Origin of the sequence: Thioalkalivibrio sp. ALgr3 (assembly GCF_000377325.1) — a bacterium.
In the GTDB taxonomy this organism is placed as follows: Bacteria; Pseudomonadota; Gammaproteobacteria; order Ectothiorhodospirales; family Ectothiorhodospiraceae; genus Thioalkalivibrio.
On sequence record NZ_KB897978.1, the window covers coordinates 138,731 to 164,602 of the forward strand.

The following is a 25,872-nucleotide window of genomic DNA, read 5'->3' on the forward strand; positions in this document are numbered from 1 at the left end:
TTCAGTCCGGATGCTCATTCCAGGCCGAGTTCGATCCGTGCCGCCTGGCCCGCCCGCGGGGCGAGGCCCTCCGGGGGCGTGAACTCGACCCGCAGACGATAGGCGGGGGCGTCCTCTTCGCCGCTGCGCTCCCAGTCCACGTGCTCCACCCGGCCGTCGACGCGGGTGTCGTTCAGGATGACGGTGACCGGGTGCCCGGGTTCCAGGCGTGCGGCGGTATCCGCGTCCACGCGGCCGCGTGCATGCATCGGGTCGTCGCGTCCGATCACCGCGAGAACCGGCGGAACCAGCGCGGGGTTCACGTATTCGTTGCGGGTGACGTCCAGGCGCAGCACGCGGCCCTCTCCGGGCGCGGCGATCTCGGTGTCGTGCACGTCCGCGCGGGCCTGGCGGACCCGGGCGCGGGCCTCGGTCAGGCGCGATTCGGCCGCGGTGTGGTCGATTCGGGCCAGTTCCAGTTCGCGCTCGGCGATCAGGGTCTGGTCGTACAGGTCGCGGGCCTTGCGCAGTTCGCGTTCGGTTTCCGAGGCTTCCAGCTCCAGGCGTTCGACCTCGGCCTGCGCTGCGGACAGTTCCGCACGGGCCCGGCGATCGTCGATGCGGAACAGGGTGTCATCTTCCATCACCCGGTCGCCGGGCCGGACCCCGATCTCCCGGACCTGGCCCGCGACGGGCGCGGTGATCCGGTACTGCTCGCTCCAGGCGAGCTCCGCGTCCACAGTCTGGGCGCCCGCGGCCGGGCTCAGCAACAAGAGCGCGAGGCTCGCGCCGATCGCTCGCCGGGTGGTGTGTGGGATGGTGTGAATGCGGGTGTTCATGGGGTCCCTCCAAAGGCGGTGGCGTCGGCGGCGAACGGACTCAGGTCTTCGCGGCCGGTCAGCAGGGCAAGGCGTTCGTAGGCGAGGGCCAGCTCGAATTCGGTGCGGGCATTGAAATGCGCGGCCGCGCTCTGCTGGACCATGGAGTCGCCGAGGTCGGCCTCGTCTTCCATCTGATAGAGATAGCGAGCCCGGCTGATGTAGAGGTCGCGGTAGTCCATGCGTGCCAGCGCCTCGTCCCGCTGTACCTCCAGGGTCCGGATTTCGTGAACCAGTTCACGCACCCGGTTGCGGGCCCGGATCATGGCGTGGTCGCGTTCGGCCTCGGCTTCCCGGCGCTGGGCCACCGCGCGGCCGACGCGGGCATCGCCGCGGCGCCCCTCGAACAGCGGGACCTCCAGTACCAGCGCGGCGGCGAAGGGGTTGCGGTCTCCGCCGAACTCCTTGTTCCAGTAGCCGGTCTCGGCCTCGGCATACAGCCGGGGACGGCTTTCACTGCGGGCCGCCTGCACGCGGCCGGTGGCGGCCTCGACCCGCTGGCGTTCGGCGGCCAGGGCCGGGCTGCCGGACTCCAGGTCCGCCAGCAGGCTGCGCAGCTCCGGAAGCTCGGGCAGGTCCAGCGGCAGCGGCGGGCCGAGGACGTCGGCCGGCGGGCGTCCGCGGTGATGCAGGGCCTCGGCCAGCTCCGCGCGGCTGCGCTGCTGGCGGTACAGCGAGCGTTGCCGCTGGGTGAAGTGTTCCTGGTAGTCCGCTTCCGCCTCGAACAGGTCGATGTCGGAGACCTGGCCCAGCTCGTTGCGCTCCTGCATGCGTTCGAGTGTTACGAATGCGGAGGCCATCGCTTCGGTGTCTCGGGCGAAGGCCAGATCGGCGAGGACCACGTCGAAGTAGCGCTCCAGGACCTCCAGGCGGTGTCGGGCGAACGCCAGCCACTCCTCCTGGCGCGCGGCCTCCAGCGCGCTGGCCCCGGCCTCCTCGCGCGCCCGGGAGTGGCCGAAGTCGCTCAGCAGCTTGCGCGCGACCAGGGTCGCCCGCGAGTCGTTGTTGCGGTCGTCGGCGATGTTGTCGTTGGGCTCGATCCAGCGGGCTTCCAGCCGCGCGTCCACGCGCAGGTCACGGTCGGCGCGCGTGGCTTCCAGCTCCGCTTCGGCCGCTTCGCGTCGGGCGCGGGCCTGCTGCACGCGGGGGTGCATCGCATTCACCGCCTCGATGGCATGCTGCAGCCGCAGGGGCTGGGGCAGCGGCTCGATGTCCGGCACCACCTCGGCCGACGCGGGACCGCCCGTGCCGACGGCCAGCACGAGGCACGCCGTCAGGAGGGCGCCGGCACGGCGCCCCCGGACAGGGAGACGAGGAGTCATGTCCGCTCCTTTGCGTTCAGCGGCCGCGCTGCTCGCGGCGGAAGCGATTGAAGTTGGTTTCTTCGTGGTGCCCCTCGGCGACAAAACGCCCCAGGGTCAGGAATTCGTCCGCATCGCGGGTGGCCCCGGTAAAGCGGTGGACCGGTTCGCCGTCCAGGTCGAAGAACTGAAAGACCGGCGTGGCGCGCACACGGAAGTCGCGCGTGGCGAAATCGGCCATCCGCCGGGTCTCGCCGTCGAAGTTGGTGATCTCGACGTCGCCTTCGATGTCCACGCTGAAGATGGCGAAGTGTTCGCGGTAGTAGTCCTGCACCTGCGGCTGATTGAGTACCTGGTTCTTCATCCGATGACAGAACGGACAGGCATCCATCTCGAAGAAGATCAGGATGCCCTTCTTGCCTTCCTCGCGGGCGAGCTCGAGCTCCTCCTGGAAATCGCCGAAGGTCGGCTGGAAGAAGTGTTCTTCCGGATCACGCGGGTCGTCCTGGGCGACGGCCGTTCCGGCCAGCATGAACGCGAGGGTCAGCAGCAGGACCGGAATCACTCGTTGGGACAGCGGGCTGCGTTTCATGTGGCCTCCTTTCTCCGGTGGGCGTCTTCTGTCATTGAGACGCAGGGGAGGGTCGCTAAATTCCGGGGTCACGGCAAGGGAACCCGGCCGAATCGACACCCGTACCCGTGACGTGCTCCAATGATCCCCTCTTTGTCGAATCCTCCTCGCGATGCGCAATCCCCTGTTACCGCTTCTGGTCTTTCTCGGTTTCATCCTGCTCGAGATCTTCGGGTTCGCCTGGGTCGGGGATGCCGTCGGTGCGCTCGCCACAGTGGCGCTGGTCGTGGCGACCGCGGTCGGCGGGATCGTGCTGTTCCGGGTGCAGGGTTTCTACCACTGGCGGCGGCTGCAGCAGAGCCTGGCGCGCGGCGAGGTCCCTGCGCGCGGCCTGCTGGAGGGCTGGCTGCTGATGGCGGCCGCGGTGCTCCTGCTGGTCCCGGGGTTCTTCTCCGATGCGGCCGGCGCGGTGCTGCTGGTGCCACCACTGCGCCGGTTGATTGCCGCGGGCATCCTGCGCCGCGGTCTGGTGCGGGCGCGGAGCGGCCCGTTCCAGGGGCCCGGCCATGATGCCGGCGGCCCGATCGAGGGCGAGTTCCGCCGGCACGATGACGAGGCCGGCGGCCGCGACGTGCTCGACCACGATTCCGGCGACGACGATCGGCGTCGCTGAGGGGAATCCCCGGCCCCTCCCGGACGCGTTTCCGTGCTCTTGACTCGTGTTCGTTCGCCCCTATGATTAGCACTCGTTGCGGGTGGCTGCTAACAGGGCATCCATCCGGTTCCCTCAGACCCCTGTTATGAACAGACAGAAAGGAGTTTCCACCATGAATCTGCGGCCTTTGCACGATCGCGTGATTGTGAAGCGCATGGAAGAAGAACGCACCACGCCCGGCGGCATCGTGATCCCGGATTCGGCGGCCGAAAAGCCGATCCGCGGTGAAGTTGTGGCCGTGGGCAACGGCAAGATCCTGGAGAACGGCGAGAAGCGCGCGCTGGACATCAAGGCCGGCGACAAGGTGCTGTTCGGCAAGTACTCCGGCACCGAGGTCAAGGTCGACGGCGAAGAAGTCCTGGTGATGCGCGAAGACGACATCATGGCCGTCATCGAGGGCTGAGCCCGCATTCGCGTCACGTAGTTTTATTCAATTTCAGGAGCAGAATCCGACATGAGTGCAAAAGAAGTCCGCTTTGGCAACGATGCCCGTACCCGCATGGCCAAGGGTGTGAACACCCTCGCCAACGCCGTGAAGGTCACCCTCGGTCCGAAGGGCCGCAACGTGGTGCTCGACAAGGCCTTTGGCGCCCCGACCGTGACCAAGGACGGCGTGTCCGTGGCCAAGGAAATCGAGCTGGAAGACAAGTTCGAGAACATGGGCGCCCAGCTGGTCAAGGAAGTCTCCTCGCAGACCTCCGACAGCGCCGGTGACGGCACCACCACCGCGACCGTGCTGGCCCAGTCCATCGTGCACGAAGGCATGAAGGCCGTGACCGCCGGCATGAACCCGATGGACCTCAAGCGTGGCATCGAGAAGGCCGTGACCTCCGCCACCGAAGAGCTGAAGAACCTGTCCAAGCCGTGCACCGAGCACAAGGCCGTGGCCCAGGTCGGCTCCATCTCCGCCAACTCGGATACCGCCGTGGGCGAGATCATCGCCGACGCGATGGACAAGGTCGGCAAGGAAGGCGTGATCACGGTCGAGGAAGGCTCCTCGCTGGAGAACGAACTGGACGTGGTCGAAGGCATGCAGTTCGACCGCGGCTACCTCTCGCCGTACTTCGTCAACAACCAGCAGAGCATGAGCGCCGAACTGGATGACGCCTACATCCTGCTGGTCGACAAGAAGATCTCCAACATCCGCGAACTGCTGCCGGTGCTGGAAGGCGTCGCCCAGAACAGCAAGCCGCTGCTGATCATCGCCGAGGACATCGAAGGCGAGGCCCTGGCCACGCTGGTGGTCAACGCCATGCGCGGCATCGTCAAGGTCGCCGCGGTGAAGGCCCCGGGCTTCGGTGATCGCCGCAAGGCCATGCTGCAGGACATCGCCGTGCTGACCGGCGGCCAGGTGATCTCCGAAGAGGTCGGCCTGTCGCTGGAGAAGGCCACGGTGGAAGATCTGGGCCGCGCCAAGAAGGTGCAGGTGTCCAAGGAAAACACCACCATCATCGACGGCATGGGCAACAACGACGACATCCAGGGTCGTGTCGCCCAGATCCGCAAGCAGATCGAGGAAGCCACCTCCGACTACGACAAGGAAAAGCTGCAGGAACGCGTGGCCAAGCTGGCCGGCGGTGTTGCGGTGATCAAGGTCGGCGCGGCCACCGAGGTCGAGATGAAGGAGAAGAAGGCGCGCGTCGAGGACGCCCTGCACGCCACGCGTGCGGCGGTCGAGGAAGGCGTGGTGCCCGGCGGTGGTACCGCCCTGCTGCGGGCCTGCAATGCCATCCGCGACCTCAAGACCGACAACGAGGAGCAGAACGCCGGTATCAACATCGCCCGCCGCGCGATGGAAGAGCCGCTGCGCCAGATCGTCTACAACACCGGTGACGAGCCGTCCGTGGTCCTCAACCAGGTGCTGGAAGGCGAGGGCAACTACGGCTACAACGCCGCAACCGGCGACTTCGGCGACATGATCGACATGGGCATCCTGGATCCGACCAAGGTGACCCGTTCGGCGCTGCAGAACGCGGCATCGGTCGCGGCCCTGATCATCACCACCGAGGCGATGGTGGCCGATCTGCCGAAGAGCGACGACAACGCCGGCGGTGGCGGCGGTGACGACATGGGCGCCATGGGCGGCATGGGCGGCATGGGAGGCATGGGTGGCATGATGTAATGCCGGCCCGGCTTCACCGGCCAGCCCCCGGGACCCCGCTTCGGCGGGGTCTTTTTGATGGAGTCGACGTCAAAATGTCTCATGTATGGCACAGCGTTGTGACACCGAGACAGAATCCACGTTTGATTGCGTGCAAAACCGTGAATGGTGTGCCACTATCAAGGCGATGTGGAGGGTCCGGGCCGTGAGCCGTCCTTCCGTCCGGATAGGGCCGGGATCGGTGTGCAGGCGTCGCTTCCTGAATTCCCGCAATCCGTCGTCATCGTTTCTCCAAGGAGGCAAAGAATGAATCAGAAGCTTGTCAAGAACCTGCTGGCCGCCTCGGTGGCCTCGCTCATGTTCGGCGCGGCCGGCCAGGCCGTGGCGGGCAGCCACTCCACCCCCGCCGCCAACGTCACCGACTCCTCCGGTGCCGTGGTCATCGACGGTTCCGGCGAGTGCGTGCGCACCTCGAGCTGGGCGCCCGAGTACGTGCGCCATTCGCAGTGCGCCGGCTACATCGAAGAAACCGCCGAAGCGCCCGAGCCGGATCCGGAACCCGCTCCGGCCCCGAGCCCCGAGCCGGAATTCGAAACCACGACCCTGAGCGCCGAAGTGCTGTTCGAATTCGACAGCGCCGAGCTGCGTTCCGAAGGCCGTGCCGAGCTGCGTGACCTGGTGGCCGACCTGACCGCCGACGGTGCCTCCTACACCTCCGTGCTGGTTGAAGGTCACACCTGCACGATCGGTCCGGCGGACTACAACCAGGGCCTGTCCGAGCGTCGCGCGCAGACCGTGGCGGACTTCCTCGCTTCCGAGGGCATCCGCGAGAGCGACATCGAGTCCATGGGGCATGGCGAAGACCGTCCCACCGCGGACAACTCCACCCGTGAAGGCCGCGAGGCCAACCGTCGCGTGGAAGTGACCTCCGACGTGGAGCGCCGGGTCGACTGATCGACCCCGCTCCGGATCGGAGTGCCGGACCCCCGGCCGCTTTCGCGGTCGGGGGTTTTTTTGTGTACGCTCCCGGAAAATCGCGATGACCGCCGAGCGCGCGTCGTCCGCTGCCGCGACAGGGAGGGTCATGCCAAGCGCATTCCGCCGGGGTCCGAATTCGCGCCGTACCATCTGCTTCCGGTCGGACGCGGCTTTCTTTGCGCTCGCCTGGCTGCTGGCCGGGCTGCTGCTGTCGGCCGTCCCCGCGCACGCTGCGGACGAGCCGTGGCGGGTGGCCGTGGCCGAGACGGGCTGGCCCCCGTTCGAGTATCTCGACCATCGGGGCGAGTGGTCCGGGCTGACCTCGGATTACCTGCGCCTGATCGCCCAGCGCCAGGGTCGTGAGCTGGAGACCGTGGTGGTCCCGGACTGGGACGCGGTCCTGGAGGCGGTGGAGACCGGAGACGCGGACGTCGCGGGCTCCTTCGCGCGGGTCGAGGGCCGCGCCGAAGCGCTGAACTACACCGAAAGCTATGTCGACAATCCCGTCGTTCTGGTCACCCGGCGGGACACGGAGGACCTGCGCCGTCTGGAGGACCTCGCGGGCCGCAGCCTCGCGGTCGAATGCGGTCACGCCCTGGATCAGCTGATCCCCGACGCCCATCCGCAGATCGATCTGCAGCGTTTTGCGGACGCCGAGACCGCGCTGCGGGCCGTGGCGACCGGCGAGGTGGAGGCATGGGCCGGCAGCCTGCTGGTGATGGCCTGGGTCGCGGAACGCCATGGCCTCGCCAACCTGCAGGTGCGCGGGCCACTGCCCTTCGCCACCGGTTCGCTGCGTTTCGTGACCGGGCCGGAGGATGCGGCGCTGCGGGATACGCTCGACCGGGAACTGGAGGCGATGGATGATCGCACCCACGCCGAGCTTCGGCGTCCGTGGATGGCGGACGCAGTGACGGCCTGGGGCACCGGACGGCTGGTCGAGCTGACCGACGAGGAGCGCGCCTGGCTGGGCGAGCACGGCGCAATCCGCTACGCCGCCACCCCGGACTGGCCGCCGTTCGACGACCTCGGCCCCGAGGGCCAGCATCGGGGGATCAGCGCGGACTTCCTCCGGCACGTGGCGGAACGCACCGGGCTGGTCTTCGAGCATGTCCCGGTGGAATCCTGGAGCGAGGCCGTGCGCCTGTTCCGGGACGGCGAGGTCGATTTGCTGACCAGCGTGCAGCAAACCCCGGAACGCGATGAATTCATGGACTTCACCCGTCCCTATCTGGAGATCCCGCTGGCGCTGGTGACCACGGTGGACGGCCCGTCCGTCGGCTCACTGTCGGATCTGGCGGGTCGGCGGGTCGCGGTGCTGGCCGATTCGGGGATGCTGGCCGATCTGCGGCGTGAGCAGCCGGACGCGGAGATTGTCGAGCGCCCCTCCACCGATGCGGTGCTGCGGGCGGTGGCCGATGGCGACGCCGAGGTCGCGCTGGACAACCTGCTCGTGGTGGCGGGGCCGGTCAGGGCGCGCTACGCCGGACTGCTGGAGGTCGCTTCCACCGTCGAGGGCGCGGACGAGCGCCTGCGCCTCGCGGTGCAGCCCGGCGAGGAGCGCCTGCGCGAGATCCTCGACCGGGGACTGGACAGCGTGACCCCGGCCGAGGCGGCGGCGATCCAGCAGCGCTGGACCACGATCACCATCGAAGAGGACATCGACTGGGGGCGGGCCCTGCGGCTGGCCGCCCTGGTCGCCGGGGTCGCCCTGGTGATCCTTGCCATCGTGCTGTATTTCAATCGCCGCCTGCGCCGGGCCTATGCCGATCTGGAGGCCGCCCAGGCGCAGCTGGTCGAATCGGAGAAGATGGCGGCACTGGGTTCCCTGGTGGCCGGCGTGGCACACGAGATCAACACCCCGCTGGGCGTGGCGATGACCACGGATTCGCAGCTCAAGTCGGATCTGGACACGTTGCAGCGGCGCTACACCGCGGGCGAGATGACCCGTTCCGATCTGGAGCGGCTGCTGGAACGCGCGCGTGAAGGCCACGACATCGTGGCCTGGAACCTCGAACGCGCCGCCGGTCTGGTGCGCGACTTCAAGCAGGTGGCGGTGGACCGCCAGCGCGACGAACGGCGCGAATTCGAACTGCGCGGCTTTGTCGACGAGGTGCTGCACGGGCTGTCACCGCGTCTGTCCCGCGCCGGGATCGAGGTGGCGAACGCGATTCCGGAAGGCGTGATCCTTGATTCCTGGCCGGGGTCCCTGTCGCAGATCCTGACCAACCTGCTGATCAACGTCGAGGAGCATGCCTGTCCGGAGGGCTGCCGGGTATGGCTGCGTGGCCGGGTGCAGGACAACGATTGGGTGGAGATCGAGTGCGCCGACGAGGGGCAGGGCATGGATGCCGCGACGCGTGCGCGGGTGTTCGAGCCCTTCTTCACGAGCCGCCGCTCACAGGGCGGCAGCGGGCTCGGTCTGCACATCGTCTGGAACCAGGTGACCGGGCGCCTGGGCGGCAGCGTGCGAGTGGAGAGCGAGCCGGGTCAGGGCGCCCGCTTCATCCTGCGTCTCCCCCGGCGGGGCGGGCCTGCCACGAACTGAATTCGTCGGCGGGCAGGGCCGGGGCCCACAGAAAGCCCTGCCCCTCGTCGCAGCCCATGCTCAGCAGCAGGTCGCGCTGCGCCGGGGTCTCCACCCCTTCGGCGATCACCCGCATGCCCAGATGATGCCCCAGCTCGATGATCGCGCGGGTGATGCTGCGCGCGTCCTCGCTGGTCTCCAGCGGGGTGATGAAGGCGCGGTCGATCTTCAGGCGGTCGGGACGCACGCGCCGCAGATAGGCCAGGGACGAGTAGCCGGTGCCGAAGTCGTCGATCGCCAGCTCCAGGCCCAGCTCGCGCAGGGCGTCCAGGCTCGCCATGCTGGAGTCCACGTCTTCCATCAGCACGGTTTCGGTGATCTCCATCTCCAGCGGCGCGTCCAGCGGCTCGTGGCGGCGCAGCAACAGGCGCAGGCGGGCGGGAAATCCCTCGTCCGCCAGCTGCATCGCGGACAGGTTGACGCTCAGCCGGCAAGGGCGGTCGTAGCGACGGGCCAGCGCACGCTGGTATTCCAGCGCGAGTTCCAGCACTCGTTCCCCGATCGGCCGGATCAGACCGGAGGATTCCGCGATCGGGATGAACTCCGCAGGTGACACCAGTTCGCCCTGGCGACGCCAGCGCAGCAGGACCTCCGCACCCACGGTCTCGCCGGTGGCCAGGTCGATCTGGGGCTGGAACCACGGCATGAGTTCGTCGCGTTCCACCGCGCCCCGCAGGTCCTGGAGCAGGTTCAGGCGACGTGCCAGCCCCTCGTCGATGGCACGCGAATAGGCCGCGATCTCGCCCGGGTGGTCGCGCCGCGCCAGGCCCAGGGCCACGTCGGCGTTGCGCAGCAGGGTCTCGGCGTCAGTGCCGTCCTCGGGGTAGCGGGTGAGTCCGGCACTGATCTCCAGGCGCAGCGGGGTGTCGACGATGTCGAAGGGATCGGCGGTCGCCTGGAACAGGCGTTCCGGCGGGGTGTCCGCCGGCAGCAGCAGGACGAAGGTGTCGCCGCTGATGCGACCGGCGGCATGGGCCTCGGGGAAATGCTCGACCAGCCGCTGCCCCAGGGCCACCAGCAGGCGATCCCCTGCGGCGCGACCCAGCACCGAGTTGAACTCGCGAAAGCGCACGATGTTCACCATCGCGATCTGCAGGCGCAGGGGGTGCGCCGGTGCCGCATCGTGCTGGATCAGGGCATCCAGCTGCTGGGCGAACAGCGCGCGGTTGCCCAGCCCAGTCAGCGTGTCGAAATAGGCGAGCTGGCGGGTGCGTTCGTACAGTGACAGGTTGTCCAGGGCGACTCCCACGTTCATGCTGAACACCCGCAGCAGCTGGCGTTCCACCGCCTCCAGCGGCCGCCCGACCCGCAGCCAGATCACTGCGGTTGCCTCGTGTTCTCCGGATCCCAGGTGGACGAACAGGTCACCGTCGCCGTCGTCGCCGATGCCGCGTTCCAGGCAGCGCTGGATTGCGTGCACCGGCATCAGCGCACCCTGGGTCCCCAGTGCCTCGCCCGGGCTGGCGTCGATGCCGGCGGCCGCCAGCAGCCGCGGCGGCTCGGTACCTTCCACCACCGCCCCGCAGGGCTCGGTGTCGAGGGCGCGGGCAAGCTGCTCGAGCATGTGGGTCGCAAAGCGACGCCGTTCACGGTCGCGCAGCAGCAGGGGCACGGTATCGACGATGAAGCGCAGGCCTTCCTCGCTGCGGTGCACGATCATCAGGTCGCGATAGGCGCGCAGCGCCGCCAGCGTGGTGGCGTACAGCCGCTCCGCGCTGAGCTCGGTCTTCACCCGGTAGTCGTTAATGTCGTAATCCGCGATGACCTGATATTCGGGTGCCAGTCCCGGGTAGCCGGTGCGCAGCACGATGCGCACGTCGCGGTTGCCGATCTCCTCGCGGATGCCCCGCACCAGTTCCAGTCCGGCGTGGTCGTCCTCCATGACCACGTCGAGGAAGACCAGCGCGATGTCGTCCTGCTGCTGGAGCACGCGCCGCCCTTCGGCGGCTGAGTAGGCGCTGAGGAACTCGAGCGGGCGTCCCTGAAAACGGACGTCGCCCAGGGCGAACCGGGTCGCGCGGTGTACCTCGGGCTCGTCGTCGATGATCAGCACCCGCCAGGCGCGTTCTTCGGTGGCGGCGGCGGGCGGATCCTCGTCGCGAAACAGCGGCGGTTCGGTGGAATCCGGCAAGGGGCCCTCCGGCATGTCGGGGCAGCTCCCGCAAGTATCGCACGGGATATCTCGGCGTAACAGGTGCATGGCCCGCAGCCCCGGTCCGGGGCGGGGTCAGCGCTCGTGACGGTAGATCAGGTCGATCGCCTGGCCCTCGCTGCCCGAGGAGGTCTCCACGCTCAGCGAACGGGTCAGTTCATAGCGCAGCAGCACCCGCGAGGTGTTGTCGAACAGCCCGACCGTGTAGCGCAGCAGCAGTCGCGGCGACAGGTAGAGCCCCAGGGTCAGCGCGCTCTGGTCGAGGCCGGCCTCGGTGTCCAGCTCCACCTCGTCCAGGCCCAGCTCGGTGCCGATGCGCTGGGTGATCATCGCCCCCTGTTCCAGGCCCCAGCCGGCGGCTGCGGCGGCCAGCAGGTTGCCGTCGGATTCCGATGCCCCGGACAGCGGCCGCCCGGTCAGCAGGTAGGACAGGGCCTCGGTCTCGTCCATCGGCGGTTCGGAGAAGATCCGGCTGCGCAGGGCATCCGGGGTGCCGCCGATCTCCAGGCCCACGGTCACGTTGTATTCGGGCACCCGGCGTACCGCGCGCAGGTCGAGATCGGGCGCCTCCGGCGGTCCCTGGAACAGCAGGATGCCGCGGTCGATCTGCAGGTCCTGGCCGTAGGAGGTGTATTCGCCCTCGGGGATGCGGATCTCGCCGAACATCTGCGTCGGGCGGCCGGTGACCTGTTCCACGTCCACTTCGCCGGCAAAGCGGGCCGTCAGGCCGAAGCCGTCGAAGCGTACGTCATCGCCCAGATGCAGGCGCACGCGGATATCGATGGGAAACGCCGCCGGACGCTCCTCTTCCTTACCGACAATGACCTGGTCGCCCGATACCCGCACCGCGCCCGGCGGCAGGTCGGGCGGGCGCAGGCGCGCCCACGGCACGCTGATACCGCCACGGATCGCCAGGCCCTCGTCCGGGCGGAAGCGGATGCGCAGGGCCGGATCGATCAGGGCCTCCGCATCGGCGCGGTTGACCGCCAGGAAGTCTTTCCCGTCGACCCGCAGCAGGACCTGCGGGCCGTCCTCACCGAGATCGGCGCGGCCGTCGAGGTCGATCCGGCCCTCGCCGGACTCCAGGGCCCCGCTGATGGTCATCTCGCGCGCGGACAGGACATCGGCGCGCAGCTCCGGGATCGCCACGTCGATGCCCGCCTCGGGGATCGCGACCCCGCCGTCGTGGAAGCGCAGCCCGCCCTCCACCAGCGGGTCCTGCAGCGGACCGTCCAGCTCCAGCGCCAGCTCGAACGCGCCGCGCAGGTTCTCGATCTCCGGGGTGGTGGCCGCGAGCCAGGCAAGATCCTCCAGCCGCGCCTCCAGGTCGCCCTGAATGCCTGTCACCCCGTCTTCCTCGCGCAGGGCGATATCGGCCCGGGCCATGCCGTTGTCGAGGAAGTCCATGCGCAGCTCGGCATCCACGTCGCGGTCGCGCACGCGGGCCGTCAGCCGGGTGTCCCGCCACGGGACCTCCTGCAGCAGGTCGTCGCCGTCGCGCACCTGCAGCACGCCATCGCTCGGGGTGACCGCGAGATCCGCATCCAGCCGGCCGTCGGCATCCAGACGCCCGTCGGCCTGCGCATCCACGGCGCCCTGCAGCGCCAGTTCCGGGGGCAGCAGGGGTTCCAGCCAAGCCAGGTCGATGGCTCCCAGGCGGGCGGCGAAGCTCGCCTCCCTGGAGGGGTCCAGGCGGCCTTCGGTGCAGATCTCGCCGTCATCGCGGCGCAGGCACAGCCGTTCCAGGCGCGCCGACTCGGGACCGCCTTCGACCGCCACCGGCTCCGCCAGTGACCAGCGTCCGGCGAGCGGCTGGTCGAGCGTGAGCTGCTGGATGCGACCCCTCCAGTGCAGCACTTCGGTGTCCAGACCGCCATCCACGGCCAGCTCCAGCTGGCCGAATTCGGCGGACTCCAGATCCAGCCGCGCCCGATGCTCGCCGGCGGTGCCATCGGCGCTCAGCTCAAGGTGTTCGATCAGGGTCTGCCCCGCGCTCGCGACCCCGTGCAGGCTCAGGTCGATCTCGGCCGGGGCGGTCTCCGCGAGCCCGGCGTCCGCCTCCAGTTCCAGCCGCTGCAGCGCGAAGTCCTCGAAGCGCAGCCCCGAGCCGCGGCCGCGGGCGGTCACGCGTGGGGCCGCGCGCTCGCCGTGCAGGCGCGCGTCCAGTTCCAGTTCGCCGCCCAGTCCCGGCATCAGGGCGTCCAGCCCCGGCGCCTGCAGCGCGATGTTGAGGTCGAGGGTGTCGGCCACGCGCCCCGCGATCCGGGCGTGGTTGTCTCCCATCCCCAGCACAAGGTCGTCGATTTGCAGGACCTCGTCCGCCAGCTGCAGTCGGCCCTGGCCGGATACCGGCTGCCCGCGCAGGGTCCCGTCGAGCCGGTCGATGCGGGTATCGACCTGCGGCCCGGTCTCCGGGTCCAGGCGCCCGGAGCTTTCCAGATCCAGCGCCAGGCGGCCGGCGAACTCGGGGGCGGCCAGTCCCGGATCGAGATCCCGGGCTTGCAGGTCCAGTGCCCAGTCCAGCCCTTCGGCGTAGCCGACTTCGCCGCTCAGGGCGAGTCGGGCCCCGGGATCGCTGTGCAGGTTCAGCGCCCGGATTCGGGCGCGGCTGGCGTCGAGGTCGATGCGGCCGTCGCCGCGTACCCCTATGCCCCGCGCGGTGGCATCCAGCGCCGCGATCTCGAGGCTGGCGTCGAAGTCGGCTTCGGCCGGGGCCAGGGCACCGCTCAGGCCCAGCCGCAGTTGTTCGAGGCGGGCGTCGGCCCCGGCCCGAAAGGCAGAGGCGTCGACGTCCTCCAGATCGAGTTGCAGGTCGAACGGCCAGCGGGTGTCGGGGCCGTCGGCGGCGGCCTGGAGCCCTTCGAGATGGCCCTGCAGCGTCAGGCGGGCATCGCCCAGCGCGAAACTTCCCCGCTCGAAGCGGGCGCGGCCTTCGGCCAGCAGCAGGTCCAGCTCGCCGGTCAGCGGCTGGTCTTCGAAATGGCCGTCCAGCTCGGTGAGGGTGACGGCGGCCTCCAGCGCGGCCAGCGGATTCTCAGCCGCCAGCGGCAGGCGTCCCCGGCTGCTCGCGCTCAGGCGCCGGATTCCGGCATCCAGCTCCGGCATGTCGTCCAGTGCCGTTTCCAGCGCCGCGAGGTCGAGCGCGTCGAGGTCCAGACCGAGGTCCCAGGTGAGGTCATCGGCGAACCCCGCGTCGCCCCTGACAGTGAGGTTCCCCGCCGCGGAGCGCAGAGCCAGGGTCTCCACGCGTGCGGACTCCGGATCGCCGTGGGCCACCAGCTGCAGGTCCAGCGCGGGCCACGGATCCAGCCGCGCACCGGCGGTCAGCGCCAGATCCCAGTCGTCCGGGGTGGCATCCGCCTGCAGCCGTCCGGCGTCCAGCGCCAGCCGGGTGTCGGGTTGCAGCGCCAGCGTGAACGCCTCCCAGGCGTGCTCCAGCTCCAGCGCGGGGGCGTCGAACGGGTCGTGCAGGGTGACGCGGGTCTCCATCGACGGGCCGGCCTCCACCCGGTGGTTCAGGCGCAGGCTGCGCAGCAGATCACCTTCCAGATCCAGCGCGCCCGCGACGTCCTCGCGTTCCAGCCATTCGCTGGCCGCCTCGGGCAAACCCAGCCGCCAGCGTCCGCCGGCCTCCAGCGGGAACGCGCCGTCGGCCTGCAGTCGGGCGTGCAGGTTCAGCCGCAGCTCCGGGTTCGGCAGGGCCACGTCCAGGTGGTGCAGGTGCAGTTGCGTATCGCGGGCACTGGCGCGGGCCTCCAGGTGCGTGAGGGCGAACAGATCCTCGCCGGATCGGGTTACGCGCAGATCGGCCAGCCACAGGCGGTCGAGGTGGATGCCCAGCAGCGGGATGGCGATGCGCTCGGGCAGCTCGAAGGCCGGCGGATCTTCCACCTCCTCGGGCTCGGGCACCTCTTCCGGGGCCTTCGGCAGATCCACCCGCAGGCCGCGCGCGCCCAGCTCGGCCACGCGCACATCCAGGGCCAGCAGCCCGGCGATGTCCAGGGCCACGCGGGCCTCGTCCACCGCGATGTTCGGGCCCTCGGGCAGCTCCAGGGTCAGTCCGCGCACGGACAGGCCGCGGAACAGAGTGCCCTCCACCTCCGCGATGGCGAGATCCACCGGGGCGTGGCGTTCGCCCTGTTCGGCCAGCCAGCGGGTGCCGGATTCGGTGGCCAGCAGGGTGACCAGGGCGGCCACCAGCCCCGCAAGCAGGACCAGCAGCACCCCCAGCCCGCGGCCCCCGATGCGCAGCCAGCGCTTCACAGATCCGGCCCCATGGAGAAGTGGATGCGGAAATCATCGTCGGAGTCCGGTCCGTGGGCGATATCCAGACGGATCGGACCGACCGGTGAGCGCCAGCGTACGCCGACACCCGCGCCGTAGACCGTGTCGAAGTCGGAGAAGTCGTCGAAGGCGTTGCCGGCGTCCACGAAGATCGCCGCGCTCCAGTCACCCACCACCGGGATCTCGTATTCGGCACTGCCCACCAGGCGGTGTCGTCCGCCGATGATGTCGCCGTCCTCGTTCTTCGGCCCCAGTTTCTGGTAGCCATAACCGCGGATGGAACCGTCGCCGCCGGCGTAGAAGCGCAGGGAACTGGGCAGTTCCCGCACCGAATCGACCTCGGTGAAGCCGACATCGGCGCGCAGCAGCGCGCGTCCCGGTCCCAGACCGCGGATGTAGCGGGCGTTGCCGCGCACCTGGGCGAAGCTGGTGGTGGACAGGAGTTCCTCCGCGGCCCCCTGGACCGTGCCCTCCAGGCGGTAGCCCCGGCGCGGGGTCATCGGGTCGTCGGCCTCGGTCCGGCTGACGCGGTAGGAGGGGATCAGCAGTCGGGAGGTGTCGGTCTGATCGCTGACGGTGTAATCCTCGTATTCGTAGCGCACCATCTCGGTGGTCTGCCAGCCGGACTCGCGCTGCAGTACACGGCTGGTGCCCAGCTGGAAGCGGTCGAACTGCTGGGTGCTGGTGTCCTCGGTGCGCCAGGAGGTGAACAGGTTCAGGCGTTCGCGCAGCGGGTCGCGCAGCGGGATCTCGTAGTTGAAGGCCACGCCGGAACGCACGGGCGAGGCCTCCACCTCGCCGGTATAGCGGTGACCGCGGCGGTTGGCGTAGCGGTTTTCCATGCCGAAGCGCGTGCGCGGGCCGATGTCGGTGGAGTAGCCGATGCCGGCCTCGAAGGCCAGGCGGTTGCGCGGCTCCAGTTCAACCATCACCGGTACCCGGCGCTCCTCGGCCTCGTCACGCAGCGGGCGCACGCGCACCGATTCGAAATAGCCGCTGTTGTTGAGATTGCGCTGCAGTTCGATGATCCGCGCGGAGGCATAGGGTTCGCCGGGCTCGAATGGCAGCAGACGCTGCATGAAACGCCCGCGCAGGATGTCCTGCTCGATGCGGATCTCGCCCAGTTGGTAGCGCGGTCCGGTGTCCATGTGCAGCCGGATGGACGCGGTACGCTGTTCGGTGTCCACCTCCAGACGGCGCAGGGTGAGCTCGGCATCGAAATAACCGCGTTCGGCCGCCACCCGGGTAGAGCGCGAACGCAGGGCCTCGTAGCGGTCATGGCGCAGCACGTCGCCGGTGGCGATCTGCGTCTGCATCAGGATGGCCTCGAATGCGGGGTCCATGCGGCCCTCGCCGGTCACCTGCAGGTCCAGCCACTCCACCGTGGTCGGCGGGCCGGGGTCGAAGTCCAGGTTCAGGGTCCAGCAGGGGCCGGAGTCTCGGTCCAGCGACAGTTCCAGCTCCGGATGGTAGTAACCGATGGCGCGCAGGGCGTCGCGGGCGCGGCTTTCGGCGTCGCGCAGCACCCGGCTTTCGCGGAATTCGGGCAGCTCGCAGCGCTGGCGCGCAAGGTCGAGGGTTGCCTCGATGTTGTCGCGCTGTTCGGTGGTGCCGCCATCCAGCGCCAGGCGAGGGCGTTCGTCCCCCGCTGCCGGCGCGGCCAGCAGGAGCTGCAGCGCGAGCAGGGCCGCGAGGCAGGGACGGCACAACCGGGCGGGAACGGGGATGGAAGTCATCGATGGCGGGTCACGCGATCACGGGGGAAGGGCCGAATGGGTGTCGACAGGCCTGACGGGTCTCTCTTCCGAGTCCGGACGCGGGCTGCGGGTTCCGCGCTCGCTCGTTTCCCGCGAGGGTCAGCCGCCCGGGCAGTCGACGCCGCTTTCCCGCGAGAATACCACCAGATGGGAGAAATCCAGGCGCAGGCGGACATGCTCCCCGATCACGAAGTTGTCGTGGGACGGTGCCATGCACTGCACGCTGAGGCCATCGGGCAGGCGCAGGGTGTAGAGGAAATCCGCGCCGCGGAAGGCCTTGTCCAGGACCTCGGTGCGGACCTCCCCGTTCTCGTTGTCGATGGCGATGTCGTCCGGGCGAACCAGCACGTCCACTGCGGTCCCCGGGGGCAGCGCCTCCGACAGCGGGCCCTGCAGGTGGCCCAGGGCAGTGTCGACCTGATTGCCGGGCTCCACCATGCCGGGGATCAGGGTGCCCTCGCCGATGAAATCCGCGACGAAGCGGTTGGCCGGGCGGTGGTAGAGGTTGTAGGCGCTGTCCAGCTGGGCGATGCGCCCCTCGTGGATGACGGCGATGCGGTCGGCGAAGGCGAATGCTTCGTTCTGATCGTGGGTCACCAGGACCGCGGTGGTGTTCTCCGCGCGCAGGATTTCGCGCACCTCGCGCGCCAGTTCGCCGCGCAGCTCGACGTCCATGCTGGAAAACGGCTCGTCCAGCAGCAGCAGGCCCGGCCGCGGCGCCAGCGCGCGGGCCAGCGCCACGCGCTGCTGCTGCCCGCCCGACAGGGCGTGCGGGTAACCCGGTTCATAGCCGATCAGGCCGACCAGCCGCAGCAGCTGCCGGACCCGCTCGTCCTGGGCTTCGCGGCTCCAGTGGCGGATGCCGAAGCGCAGGTTGTCGCCCACCGACAGGTGCGGGAACAGGGCAAAATCCTGGAACACCATGCCCACACCGCGTTTTTCCGGGGGCAGGGTGAACCCCGGGTGACTCATGGCCTGACCGTTCAGGCGGACCTCGCCGCGCATCACCGGCTCGAAGCCGGCGATCGCACGCAGCAGGGTGGTCTTGCCGCAGCCGGAGGGGCCCAGCAGGCAGCCGATCTGGCCCTCCGGGAGCTGCAGCGAGGCGTCGTGGACGACCGGCTGCCCGTCGTAGCCGATGTCGACGTGGTCGAGATCCAGAAGCGGCGTATGGGGTACCTGCATCAGCGTTCCTGTGGGTCGTCGGCGCGCGGGTTCGCGGCCGTGCCCGCGGGCATCGCCAGCGGCCGCGAACGCGGGCGGCGGTCGGGGTCGTCGGTGGTGGCCTGCGCGGTTTCGGCGCCCTGGCCGGGGCGCGAGCGCCCGATGGTCATCGACAGGAGGATAACCGGAACCAGCCCCACCAGCACGATGGCGAGGGCGGCGCTGGACGACTCCCGCAGGCGTTCGTCCCCGGCCAGCTCGAAGGCGCGCACCGCCAGGGTGTTGAAATCGAACGGCCGCAGGATCAGCGTGGCCGGCAGTTCCTTGAGGACGTCGACGAACACCAGCAGGAGTGCCGTCAGCAGGGTGCCGCGCATGATCGGCATGTGCACCCGCCACAGGGTCTTGAGCGGATGCAGGCCGAGCGAGCGCGCGGCGTCGTCCATGCTCGGCTGGATCTTGCCCAGTCCGGCCTCGACGGTCTGCAGCGACACCGCGAGGAAGCGCACGGCGTAGGCAAACAGCAGCGCGAACACCGTGCCCGACAGCAGCAGTCCGGTGCTGACGCCGAAGGTCTCGCGCATGAAGCTGTCCAGCGCGTTGTCGAAGGCCGCGAACGGGATCATGATGCCGATGGCGATCACCGTGCCCGGTACCGCGTAGCCCATGCCGGCGATGCGCACCGCCACGCGGGTGATCCGTCCTCCCTCCATGCGCTGGGCGTAGGCCAGCACCAGCGCGAGACCGACGGCGATGATCGCGGCGGCAGTCGCCAGCCAGAAGGTATTGAACACCAGACCGTAGAACCGCGGATTCATCCACTGATCGGTGGTCTGTACCGCCCACAGGGCCAGCTGCGCCGTCGGGATCAGGAAGCCGAACAGGATGGGCAGCAGGCAGGCCAGAAACGCCCCGGTCGCCTTCCAGCCGCGCAGGCGATAGCGCGGCAGCGTGGAATAACGCCGGCTGGTGTGATGGAAGCGGGCCTTCGCGCGCGACCAGCGCTCCAGCAGGATCAGTATGAAGACAAAGCTCAGCAGCACGGCCGCCAGCTGGGCGGCCGCCGCCGGGTCGCCGAGGCCGTACCAGGTGCGGAAGATGCCGGTGGTAAAGGTGCTGACACCGAAATAGGCCACGGTGCCGTAGTCGGCCAGTACCTCCATCAGTGCCAGGGTCAGCCCGGCGATGATCGCCGGACGGGCCAGGGGCAGTGCGACCCGGCGAAAGCCCTCCCAGGGGCCGGCGCCCAGAGTACGCGAGACCTCCAGCACGCAGACCGACTGTTCCAGGAAGGCCGCCCGGCTGAGCAGGTAGACGTAGGGGTAGAGCACCAGCAGCAACATGACCATGGCGCCGCCCAACGAGCGGATCTCGGGGAACCAGTACTCACCGTAGCCCAGCCCCGTGAGCTCGCGGATCAGCCCCTGCACCGGCCCGGAAAAGTCGAGCATGCCGGTGTAGGTGTAGGCGATGATGTAGGCGGGCATCGCCAGCGGCAGCATCAGCGCCCACTGGAAGACCGAGCGGCCCGGAAACTCGCACATGCTGATCAGCCAGGCTACCGGCACGCCGATCAGCAGTACGCCGATCCCCACCCCGACCAGCAGCACCAGGGAGTTGGTGACGTAGTCGGCCAGCACCGTCTGGCGCAGGTGTTCCCAGACTTCCCCGGCGGGGATGAACACGTGTCCGAAAATCACCAGCACCGGCAGGGCGAGGACCAGCGCGGTGATTACCGCCACCAGCGACCACGGGCTGAGCGGCAGCCGCGGGCGGCGAAAGGCGGGCATGCGGGCCCCGGTGCTGGTGGTGGCTTGGCTCATGGAGTGCAAATAGTAAAGGTTCTTGTTTCGAATTCCATGGGTGACCCCGCAGACCGCGGGGAGTACGGCCACTGCTGCGCTCCGGGGGCCCACACGCAAGCGCCCCGACCACGGGGTGGCCGGGGCGCTGCGGGGGTCTCCGGGTCAGGCGGGATCAGCGCCAGCCACCCCGGTCGAGGATACGCACCGCCTCGGCGTTGTTCTCGCCCAGCAGGTACAGGTCGATGTCGTCGGAGACGAAATCACCGAAGCCGGCGAGGATGTCGCTGGCGGGAACGTCGTCGCGGATCGGATATTCCTGGTTGGCCTCGGCGTACCACTCCTGGGCGGATTCGGAGGTCAGGTACTCGATCAGCCGCACGGCGTTCTCCTGGTTGGGCGCGTGGGCGGTGACCCCGGCGCCGGAGATGTTCACGTGCGTGCCGCGGTCGTCCTGATTGGGCCAGAAGACCCCGATCTGCTCGGCCACCTCCCGGTCACGGCCTTCACCTTCCAGCATGATGCCCAGGTAATAGGTGTTGGCGATGGCGATATCGCACACCCCGTCGGCCACCGCGCGGATCTGGTCGCGGTCACCACCCTGCGGGCGCCGGGCCATGTTGGCCACGATGCCGTTGACCCACTGCTGGGCTGCATCCTCGCCCTCGGTGGCGAGCATGGAGGCGACCAGCGACTGGTTGTAGATATTGTCGGAGGAGCGGATGCAGATCCGGCCTTCCCACTGCTCGTCGGTCAGGGCCTCGTAGGTCGACAGCTCGGACGGGTCGACCCGGTCGGTGTGGTACATGATCGGGCGGGCGCGCATGGACAGCCCGAACCACTCGCCATCCGGGTCGCGGTAGCGCTCGGGGACGTTGTTCTCGAGAGTCGTGCTCTCGATGCCCTGGAGAACCCCGGCCGCATGGGCCTGGTGCAGGCGGCCGGCATCCACGGTGATGAAGACGTCGGCGGGCGAATTGCGGCCTTCCTGCCGCAGCCGCTGAAGCAGGGCGTCGGCACCGCCGGTCACCAGGTTGACCTCGATCCCGGTCTCGTCGGTGAAGCGTTCCAGCAACGGCTGGATGAGCTGTTCCTGACGTGCGGAATAGAGATTGACCTCACCGGCGTCCGCGGTGGCCGCGTCGTCGGCACCGTTATCGGCGTCGGGGCCACAGCCAGCAAGCGGCAGAGTGATGGCCACCGTGGCGGCGGCACCGATGATCCAGTTCAGGGGGCGGGTACGCATGGCTGTTGGTCCTCGAGACGGTTGGTTCCTGTAGTTGATTCGCCATAAAAGCGAGAACGATTGTTATTTGTATTAGCTTCCGTGGTCAAGTCCCATCATCCGGATTGTTTCTCGCGGCGGCCCGACCCGGACGTGCACATCGATCGGTGTTTCCCTAATCTGAGACCCATGGACAAGCCACTGCCGCAGACCCCCGCCCCGCTGCCCGCCGCGCTGGAGGACGAGATCCGGTGCCTGTGGGAGGAGTTGGAACCCGCGGAAGGCGCAGTGCCGGACTCGCCTCCCGCCGAGCACCGGCCGCTGGCCTTCAGCCATTACCTGGCGCAGACGGTGCGGCGCCATCCGGCCTACCTGGTGGAGGCGCTGGATGCCGAGGGCCGCATGCCGGCCTGCACCGACGCGGACTTTCATGCGGCCCTGCAGGCCCGGGTGGACGCCGCGGAGGACGAGGAGGGCCTGCGCCGGGCCCTGCGCGAGACGCGCCACCGCGAGCTGCTGCGGATCGGCTGGCGGGATCTGGCCGGCGCGGCGGATCTGGAAGAGGTGATGCACGACCTCAGCCGCCTGGCGGACGGCCTGATCGGCGCGGCGCTGGGATGGCTGGATGTGCGTTACCGCGCGCGCCACGGCCAGCCACGCAGCGCCGAGGACGGTTCGCCGCAGTCGCTGGTGGTGCTGGGGCTGGGCAAGCTGGGCGGCGGCGAGCTGAATTTCTCCTCGGACATCGACCTGATCTTTGCCTTCGAGGATAACGGCGAGACCGACGGCGCGAAGCCGCTGGACAACCCGACCTATTTCCAGCGACTCGGCCGGGCGCTGATCGCCGCGCTGTCCGAGGTGACGGCGGACGGCTTCTGTTATCGCGTGGACATGCGCCTGCGGCCGTTCGGCGACAGCGGGCCGCTGGTGATGCATTTCGACGCGATGGAGGACTACTACCAGGCCCACGGCCGCGAGTGGGAGCGCTACGCGCTGATCAAGGCGCGGGTGATTGCCGGCGACGGCGAGGCCGGGGCACGCCTGATGCGTCGGCTGCGGCCGTTCATCTATCGCCGCTACCTGGATTACGGCTCGCTGGCCAACCTGCGCCAGCTCAAGCAGATGATCAACGACGAATCCGCGCGCAAGGGCCGGTTCGAGGACGTGAAGCACGGCGAGGGCGGCATCCGCGAGATCGAGTTCATCGGCCAGGCCTTCCAGTTGATCCGCGGCGGGCGCGACCAGGCCCTGCAGCGGGGCGACCTGCTGGGCGTACTGCGGGTGCTGGGCGAGCGCGAGCTGCTGCCGGGCTACGTGGTGGAGCAGCTGGAACGCGGCTATCGCTTCCTGCGGCGGGTGGAGAACCGCCTGCAGATGCTCAACGACCAGCAGACCCACCGTCTGCCGCGCGAGGGCGATGACCGCGCGCGCCTGGCGCTGGCCATGGGGTTCGAGGACGAGGGCAGTTTCGAGGCCGCGCTGGTACGCGAACAGCACCGGGTCCATGCCCATTTCGATCAGGTCTTCGTCGCCCCGCAGCGGGCCGGCGAAGAAAGCATGGAGGACTCGCCGGAGGCCGATCGCGAGCAGCAGATCCAGCGCCTGTGGATGGGCACCCTGAACGAGGAGGAAGCCCGTGAGGCGCTGGCCGGACTCGGCTTCAACGATCCCGGGTCGGCCTTCGCCGGCATCCATGATCTGCGCGAAAGCCCCGGGGTGCGCGCGATGAGCACCACCGGGCGCCAGCGCCTCGACCGCCTGATGCCGCTGCTGCTGGGGGCCATCGGCGAGCAGGACGCCCCCGACGATGTCCTGCCGCGGGCGCTGCAGCTGATCCGCACCATCGCGCGGCGCTCGGTGTATCTGTCGCTGCTGGTGGAAAACCCGCTGGCACTGTCGCAGCTGGTGCGCCTGGTGGGCGCGAGCCCGTGGATCGGCGATCAGCTGACCCAGCACCCGCTGCTGCTGGACGAGCTGCTGGATCCGCGCGCGTTGTATGCACCGCCCGACCGCGAGGGCCTGCAGGCGGAACTGGAAGACGAGCTGGCGCGCTTCCCGGGGCAGGACCACGAGCAGATGCTGGACCGACTGCGGCAGTTCAAGCAGGTGCAGACCCTGCGCGTGGCGGCCGCCGACATCACCGGCTACCTGCCCCTGATGAAGGTCTCGGACCACCTGACCTGGCTGGCGGAGGTGCTGCTGGAACAGGTGCTGCATCTGGCCTGGGAGTACATGGTGGAGCGTTTCGGCGCGCCGCAGTGCGGCGAGGATGCCAGCGCCTGCCGTCCGGCGCGTTTCGCGGTTATCGGTTACGGCAAGCTGGGCGGCTTCGAACTGGGCTACGGTTCGGATCTCGACGTGGTGTTCCTGCACGACAGCGACGACAGCGCCAGCGCGCGCACCGCCGGGCCGAAGGTGATCGACAACAGCGAGTTCTTCGCCCGGGTCGCCCAGCGGGTGGTGCACCTGCTGGGGGCGTTCACCGCCTCGGGGCGGCTGTACGAAGTAGACACGCGGCTGCGCCCCTCGGGTACGGCCGGTTTGCTGGTTTCCGGGCTGGAGGCGTTCCGTCGCTATCAGGACGAGTCGGCCTGGACCTGGGAACACCAGGCACTGGTGCGGGCGCGCTTCGTGGCCGGAGATCGTCTGCTGGGCGAGGACTTCGCCGCCCTGCGCCGCGAGGTGCTGACCCGCCCGCGCGATGCCGATGAGCTGCGTCGCGAGGTGGTGGAGATGCGCCGGCGCATGCTGACCGAGCACGCGTCGAAACCGGGTCAGGGCTTCCACCTCAAGCGCGACCGTGGCGGTATCACCGATATCGAATTCATGGTTCAATACTGGGTTCTGGTTGCCGCGCACGAGCATCCGTCGGTCTGCGAGTACCCGGACAAGATCCGCACCCTGGAGGCCCTGGGCACCAGCGGGGTGATCGACGCCGGATTCAGCAGCGAACTGGCCGATGCCTATCGCGACCTGCGCAACCGCATCCATCGTTTGACCCTGGCCGGGCGCGACGCCCGCGTGGAACAGCCGGATGCGGAGCTGGAGGCGGTGCGCGAGCGGGTGATGCGTGCCTGGGAGAGCGTGTTCGGTGACGCCGGCCCCGATACTGAACCCGGGGGCGAATCCGAGGTCGATTCCGGGGCCTGACCCGACGAAACAACACGAAACAGAGGACACAAGCGATGTCGATGGCCGACCGGGACGGGGTGATCTGGCTGGATGGCGAGATGGTGCCCTGGCGGGATGCGAAGACCCATGTGCTGACCCATACCCTGCATTACGGCATGGGGGTGTTCGAGGGCGTGCGGGCCTATCCCACCGATCACGGACCGGCCATCTTCCGCCTCGAGGAGCACACCCGGCGGCTGTTCAACTCCGCCCGGATCCTGGGCATGACCCTGCCGTTCACCGCCGAGCGCCTGAACCGCGCGCAGCAGGCGGCGATCACCGAGAACAACCTCGAGAGCGCCTATCTGCGGCCGATGGCCTTCTTCGGTTCCGAGGGCATGGGCCTGCGCGCCGACAACCTCGAGGTGCACGTGATGGTGGCGGCCTGGAGCTGGGGCAGCTATCTGGGTGATGACGGCATCGAGAACGGCATCCGCATCCGTACGTCGTCGTTCAGCCGGCACCATGTGAACGTGACCATGTGCAAGGCCAAGGCCAACGGCAACTACATGAATTCGATGATGGCCCTGCAGGAGGCGACCCGCTGCGGCTACGACGAGGCCATGCTGCTGGATACCGAGGGCTACGTCGCCGAGGGCAGTGGCGAGAACATCTTCATCATCCGCGACGGGGTGATCTATACCCCGGATCTGACCTCGGCCCTGGACGGCATCACCCGGCGCACGGTGCTCGAGCTGGCGGCCGAGGAGGGCTTCCGCGTGGTGGAGAAGCGCATCACCCGCGACGAGGTCTACATCGCCGACGAGGCCTTCTTTACCGGGACCGCCGCCGAGGTCACCCCGATCCGCGAGGTCGACGACCGGCCGATCGGCTCCGGCAGCCGCGGTCCCATCACGGAATTGCTGCAGTCGCGCTACTTCGACGTGGTCCATGGGCGTGATTCCCGCCATCAGGACTGGCTGACCTACGTCTGATTGATTCACGCGACCCCGACCCGGAGCGAGACCCGAACCATGGTGAATCCCGAAACCGCCAAACATCAGGATCAGTACGAGACCGCCAACGCCGAGACGACCGTACGGGTCACCAGTGCGGACCTTCCGCTGCACTGCCCGGGTCCCAGGGCGGCGCTGTGGGCCTCGCACCCGCGGGTCTACATCCCGATCGACGAGACCGAGGACGGGCGCTACCAGTGTCCCTATTGCGGCACGATCTACATCCTCGAAGACGCCGCCGACTGATTTCG

The 25,872-nt window shown here is 69.0% G+C and carries 17 protein-coding genes; 8 read left to right on the top strand and 9 right to left on the bottom strand.

All coding sequences use genetic code 11. The features are described from left to right. Nucleotides 1-14: 14 nt before the first annotated feature. The 3 genes from C998_RS0104975 to C998_RS0104985 form a co-directional block, all read right to left on the bottom strand. Nucleotides 15-818 (bottom strand): efflux RND transporter periplasmic adaptor subunit, encoded by an 804-nt coding sequence (locus C998_RS0104975; protein WP_018869759.1) that lies wholly within the window; start codon nt 816-818, stop codon nt 15-17. After that, on the bottom strand, nt 815-2,119 hold the full coding sequence (locus C998_RS0104980; protein ID WP_018869760.1) for a TolC family protein: 1,305 nt from the start codon (nt 2,117-2,119) through the stop codon (nt 815-817). Before C998_RS0104980 ends, C998_RS0104975 begins: the two co-directional genes overlap by 4 nt. Nucleotides 2,120-2,195: 76 nt before the next feature. Next, nucleotides 2,196-2,750, bottom strand: coding sequence for a thioredoxin family protein (locus C998_RS0104985; RefSeq protein ID WP_018869761.1), 555 nt, complete (start codon nt 2,748-2,750; stop codon nt 2,196-2,198). A gap of 151 nt (nt 2,751-2,901) precedes the next feature. Here C998_RS0104985 and C998_RS0104990 point away from each other — a divergent pair, with 151 nt between their 5' ends. The 5 genes from C998_RS0104990 to C998_RS0105010 all read left to right on the top strand — a co-directional run bounded on the left by C998_RS0104990 (nt 2,902) and on the right by C998_RS0105010 (nt 9,071). After that, nucleotides 2,902-3,402 carry an FxsA family protein gene (locus tag C998_RS0104990; RefSeq protein WP_018869762.1) on the top strand — a complete coding sequence of 167 codons (501 nt, stop codon included), beginning with the start codon at nt 2,902-2,904 and terminating at the stop codon, nt 3,400-3,402. A 154-nt stretch (nt 3,403-3,556) separates the two neighbouring features. Continuing rightward, nucleotides 3,557-3,847, top strand: a complete 291-nt coding sequence (gene groES / locus C998_RS0104995) for a co-chaperone GroES (protein ID WP_018869763.1) — start codon at nt 3,557-3,559, stop codon at nt 3,845-3,847. 51 nt (nt 3,848-3,898) lie between these two features. Next, the gene (gene groL, locus C998_RS0105000) at nt 3,899-5,566 is read left to right on the top strand and encodes a chaperonin GroEL (RefSeq protein ID WP_018869764.1); all 1,668 of its coding nucleotides are present in this window, start codon (nt 3,899-3,901) and stop codon (nt 5,564-5,566) included. Nucleotides 5,567-5,851: 285 nt separating this feature from the next. Further along, nucleotides 5,852-6,499, top strand: coding sequence for an OmpA family protein (locus tag C998_RS0105005; RefSeq protein ID WP_018869765.1), 648 nt, complete (start codon nt 5,852-5,854; stop codon nt 6,497-6,499). Between the two features lie 130 nt (nt 6,500-6,629). Beyond that, nucleotides 6,630-9,071: a transporter substrate-binding domain-containing protein gene (locus C998_RS0105010; RefSeq protein WP_018869766.1), complete on the top strand. Its 2,442-nt coding sequence runs from the start codon at nt 6,630-6,632 to the stop codon at nt 9,069-9,071. On the opposite strand, the gene C998_RS0105015 is transcribed toward C998_RS0105010, so the two are convergent. From C998_RS0105015 to C998_RS0105040, 6 genes are all read right to left on the bottom strand, one after another. Next, nucleotides 9,028-11,241: a bifunctional diguanylate cyclase/phosphodiesterase gene (locus C998_RS0105015; RefSeq protein ID WP_018869767.1), complete on the bottom strand. Its 2,214-nt coding sequence runs from the start codon at nt 11,239-11,241 to the stop codon at nt 9,028-9,030. The two genes, C998_RS0105010 and C998_RS0105015, sit on opposite strands and share 44 nt — an antisense overlap. Nucleotides 11,242-11,337: 96 nt before the next feature. Continuing rightward, nucleotides 11,338-15,525 carry a translocation/assembly module TamB domain-containing protein gene (locus C998_RS0105020; protein WP_018869768.1) on the bottom strand — a complete coding sequence of 1,396 codons (4,188 nt, stop codon included), beginning with the start codon at nt 15,523-15,525 and terminating at the stop codon, nt 11,338-11,340. Beyond that, nucleotides 15,522-17,282 (bottom strand): autotransporter assembly complex family protein, encoded by a 1,761-nt coding sequence (locus tag C998_RS0105025; protein WP_231364955.1) that lies wholly within the window; start codon nt 17,280-17,282, stop codon nt 15,522-15,524. The genes C998_RS0105020 and C998_RS0105025 overlap by 4 nt, the downstream gene beginning before the upstream one ends. Before the next feature lie 120 nt (nt 17,283-17,402). After that, nucleotides 17,403-18,488, bottom strand: a complete 1,086-nt coding sequence (locus C998_RS0105030) for an ABC transporter ATP-binding protein (RefSeq protein WP_018869770.1) — start codon at nt 18,486-18,488, stop codon at nt 17,403-17,405. Next, nucleotides 18,488-20,290, bottom strand: coding sequence for an iron ABC transporter permease (locus C998_RS0105035; RefSeq protein ID WP_018869771.1), 1,803 nt, complete (start codon nt 20,288-20,290; stop codon nt 18,488-18,490). The genes C998_RS0105030 and C998_RS0105035 overlap by 1 nt, the downstream gene beginning before the upstream one ends. Before the next feature lie 154 nt (nt 20,291-20,444). Further along, nucleotides 20,445-21,515, bottom strand: a complete 1,071-nt coding sequence (locus tag C998_RS0105040) for a Fe(3+) ABC transporter substrate-binding protein (protein WP_018869772.1) — start codon at nt 21,513-21,515, stop codon at nt 20,445-20,447. Between the two features lie 168 nt (nt 21,516-21,683). Between C998_RS0105040 and glnE the strand changes: the two genes are divergently transcribed. From glnE to C998_RS0105055, 3 genes are read left to right on the top strand one after another with little or no spacing between them, the layout of a single operon-like run. Continuing rightward, nucleotides 21,684-24,644, top strand: a complete 2,961-nt coding sequence (glnE, locus tag C998_RS0105045) for a bifunctional [glutamate--ammonia ligase]-adenylyl-L-tyrosine phosphorylase/[glutamate--ammonia-ligase] adenylyltransferase (protein ID WP_018869773.1) — start codon at nt 21,684-21,686, stop codon at nt 24,642-24,644. Nucleotides 24,645-24,679: 35 nt separating this feature from the next. Next, nucleotides 24,680-25,600, top strand: coding sequence for a branched-chain amino acid transaminase (locus C998_RS0105050; RefSeq protein WP_018869774.1), 921 nt, complete (start codon nt 24,680-24,682; stop codon nt 25,598-25,600). Between the two features lie 39 nt (nt 25,601-25,639). Further along, nucleotides 25,640-25,867: a zinc-finger domain-containing protein gene (locus C998_RS0105055; protein WP_018869775.1), complete on the top strand. Its 228-nt coding sequence runs from the start codon at nt 25,640-25,642 to the stop codon at nt 25,865-25,867. The last annotated feature ends 5 nt before the right edge of the window (nt 25,868-25,872 follow it).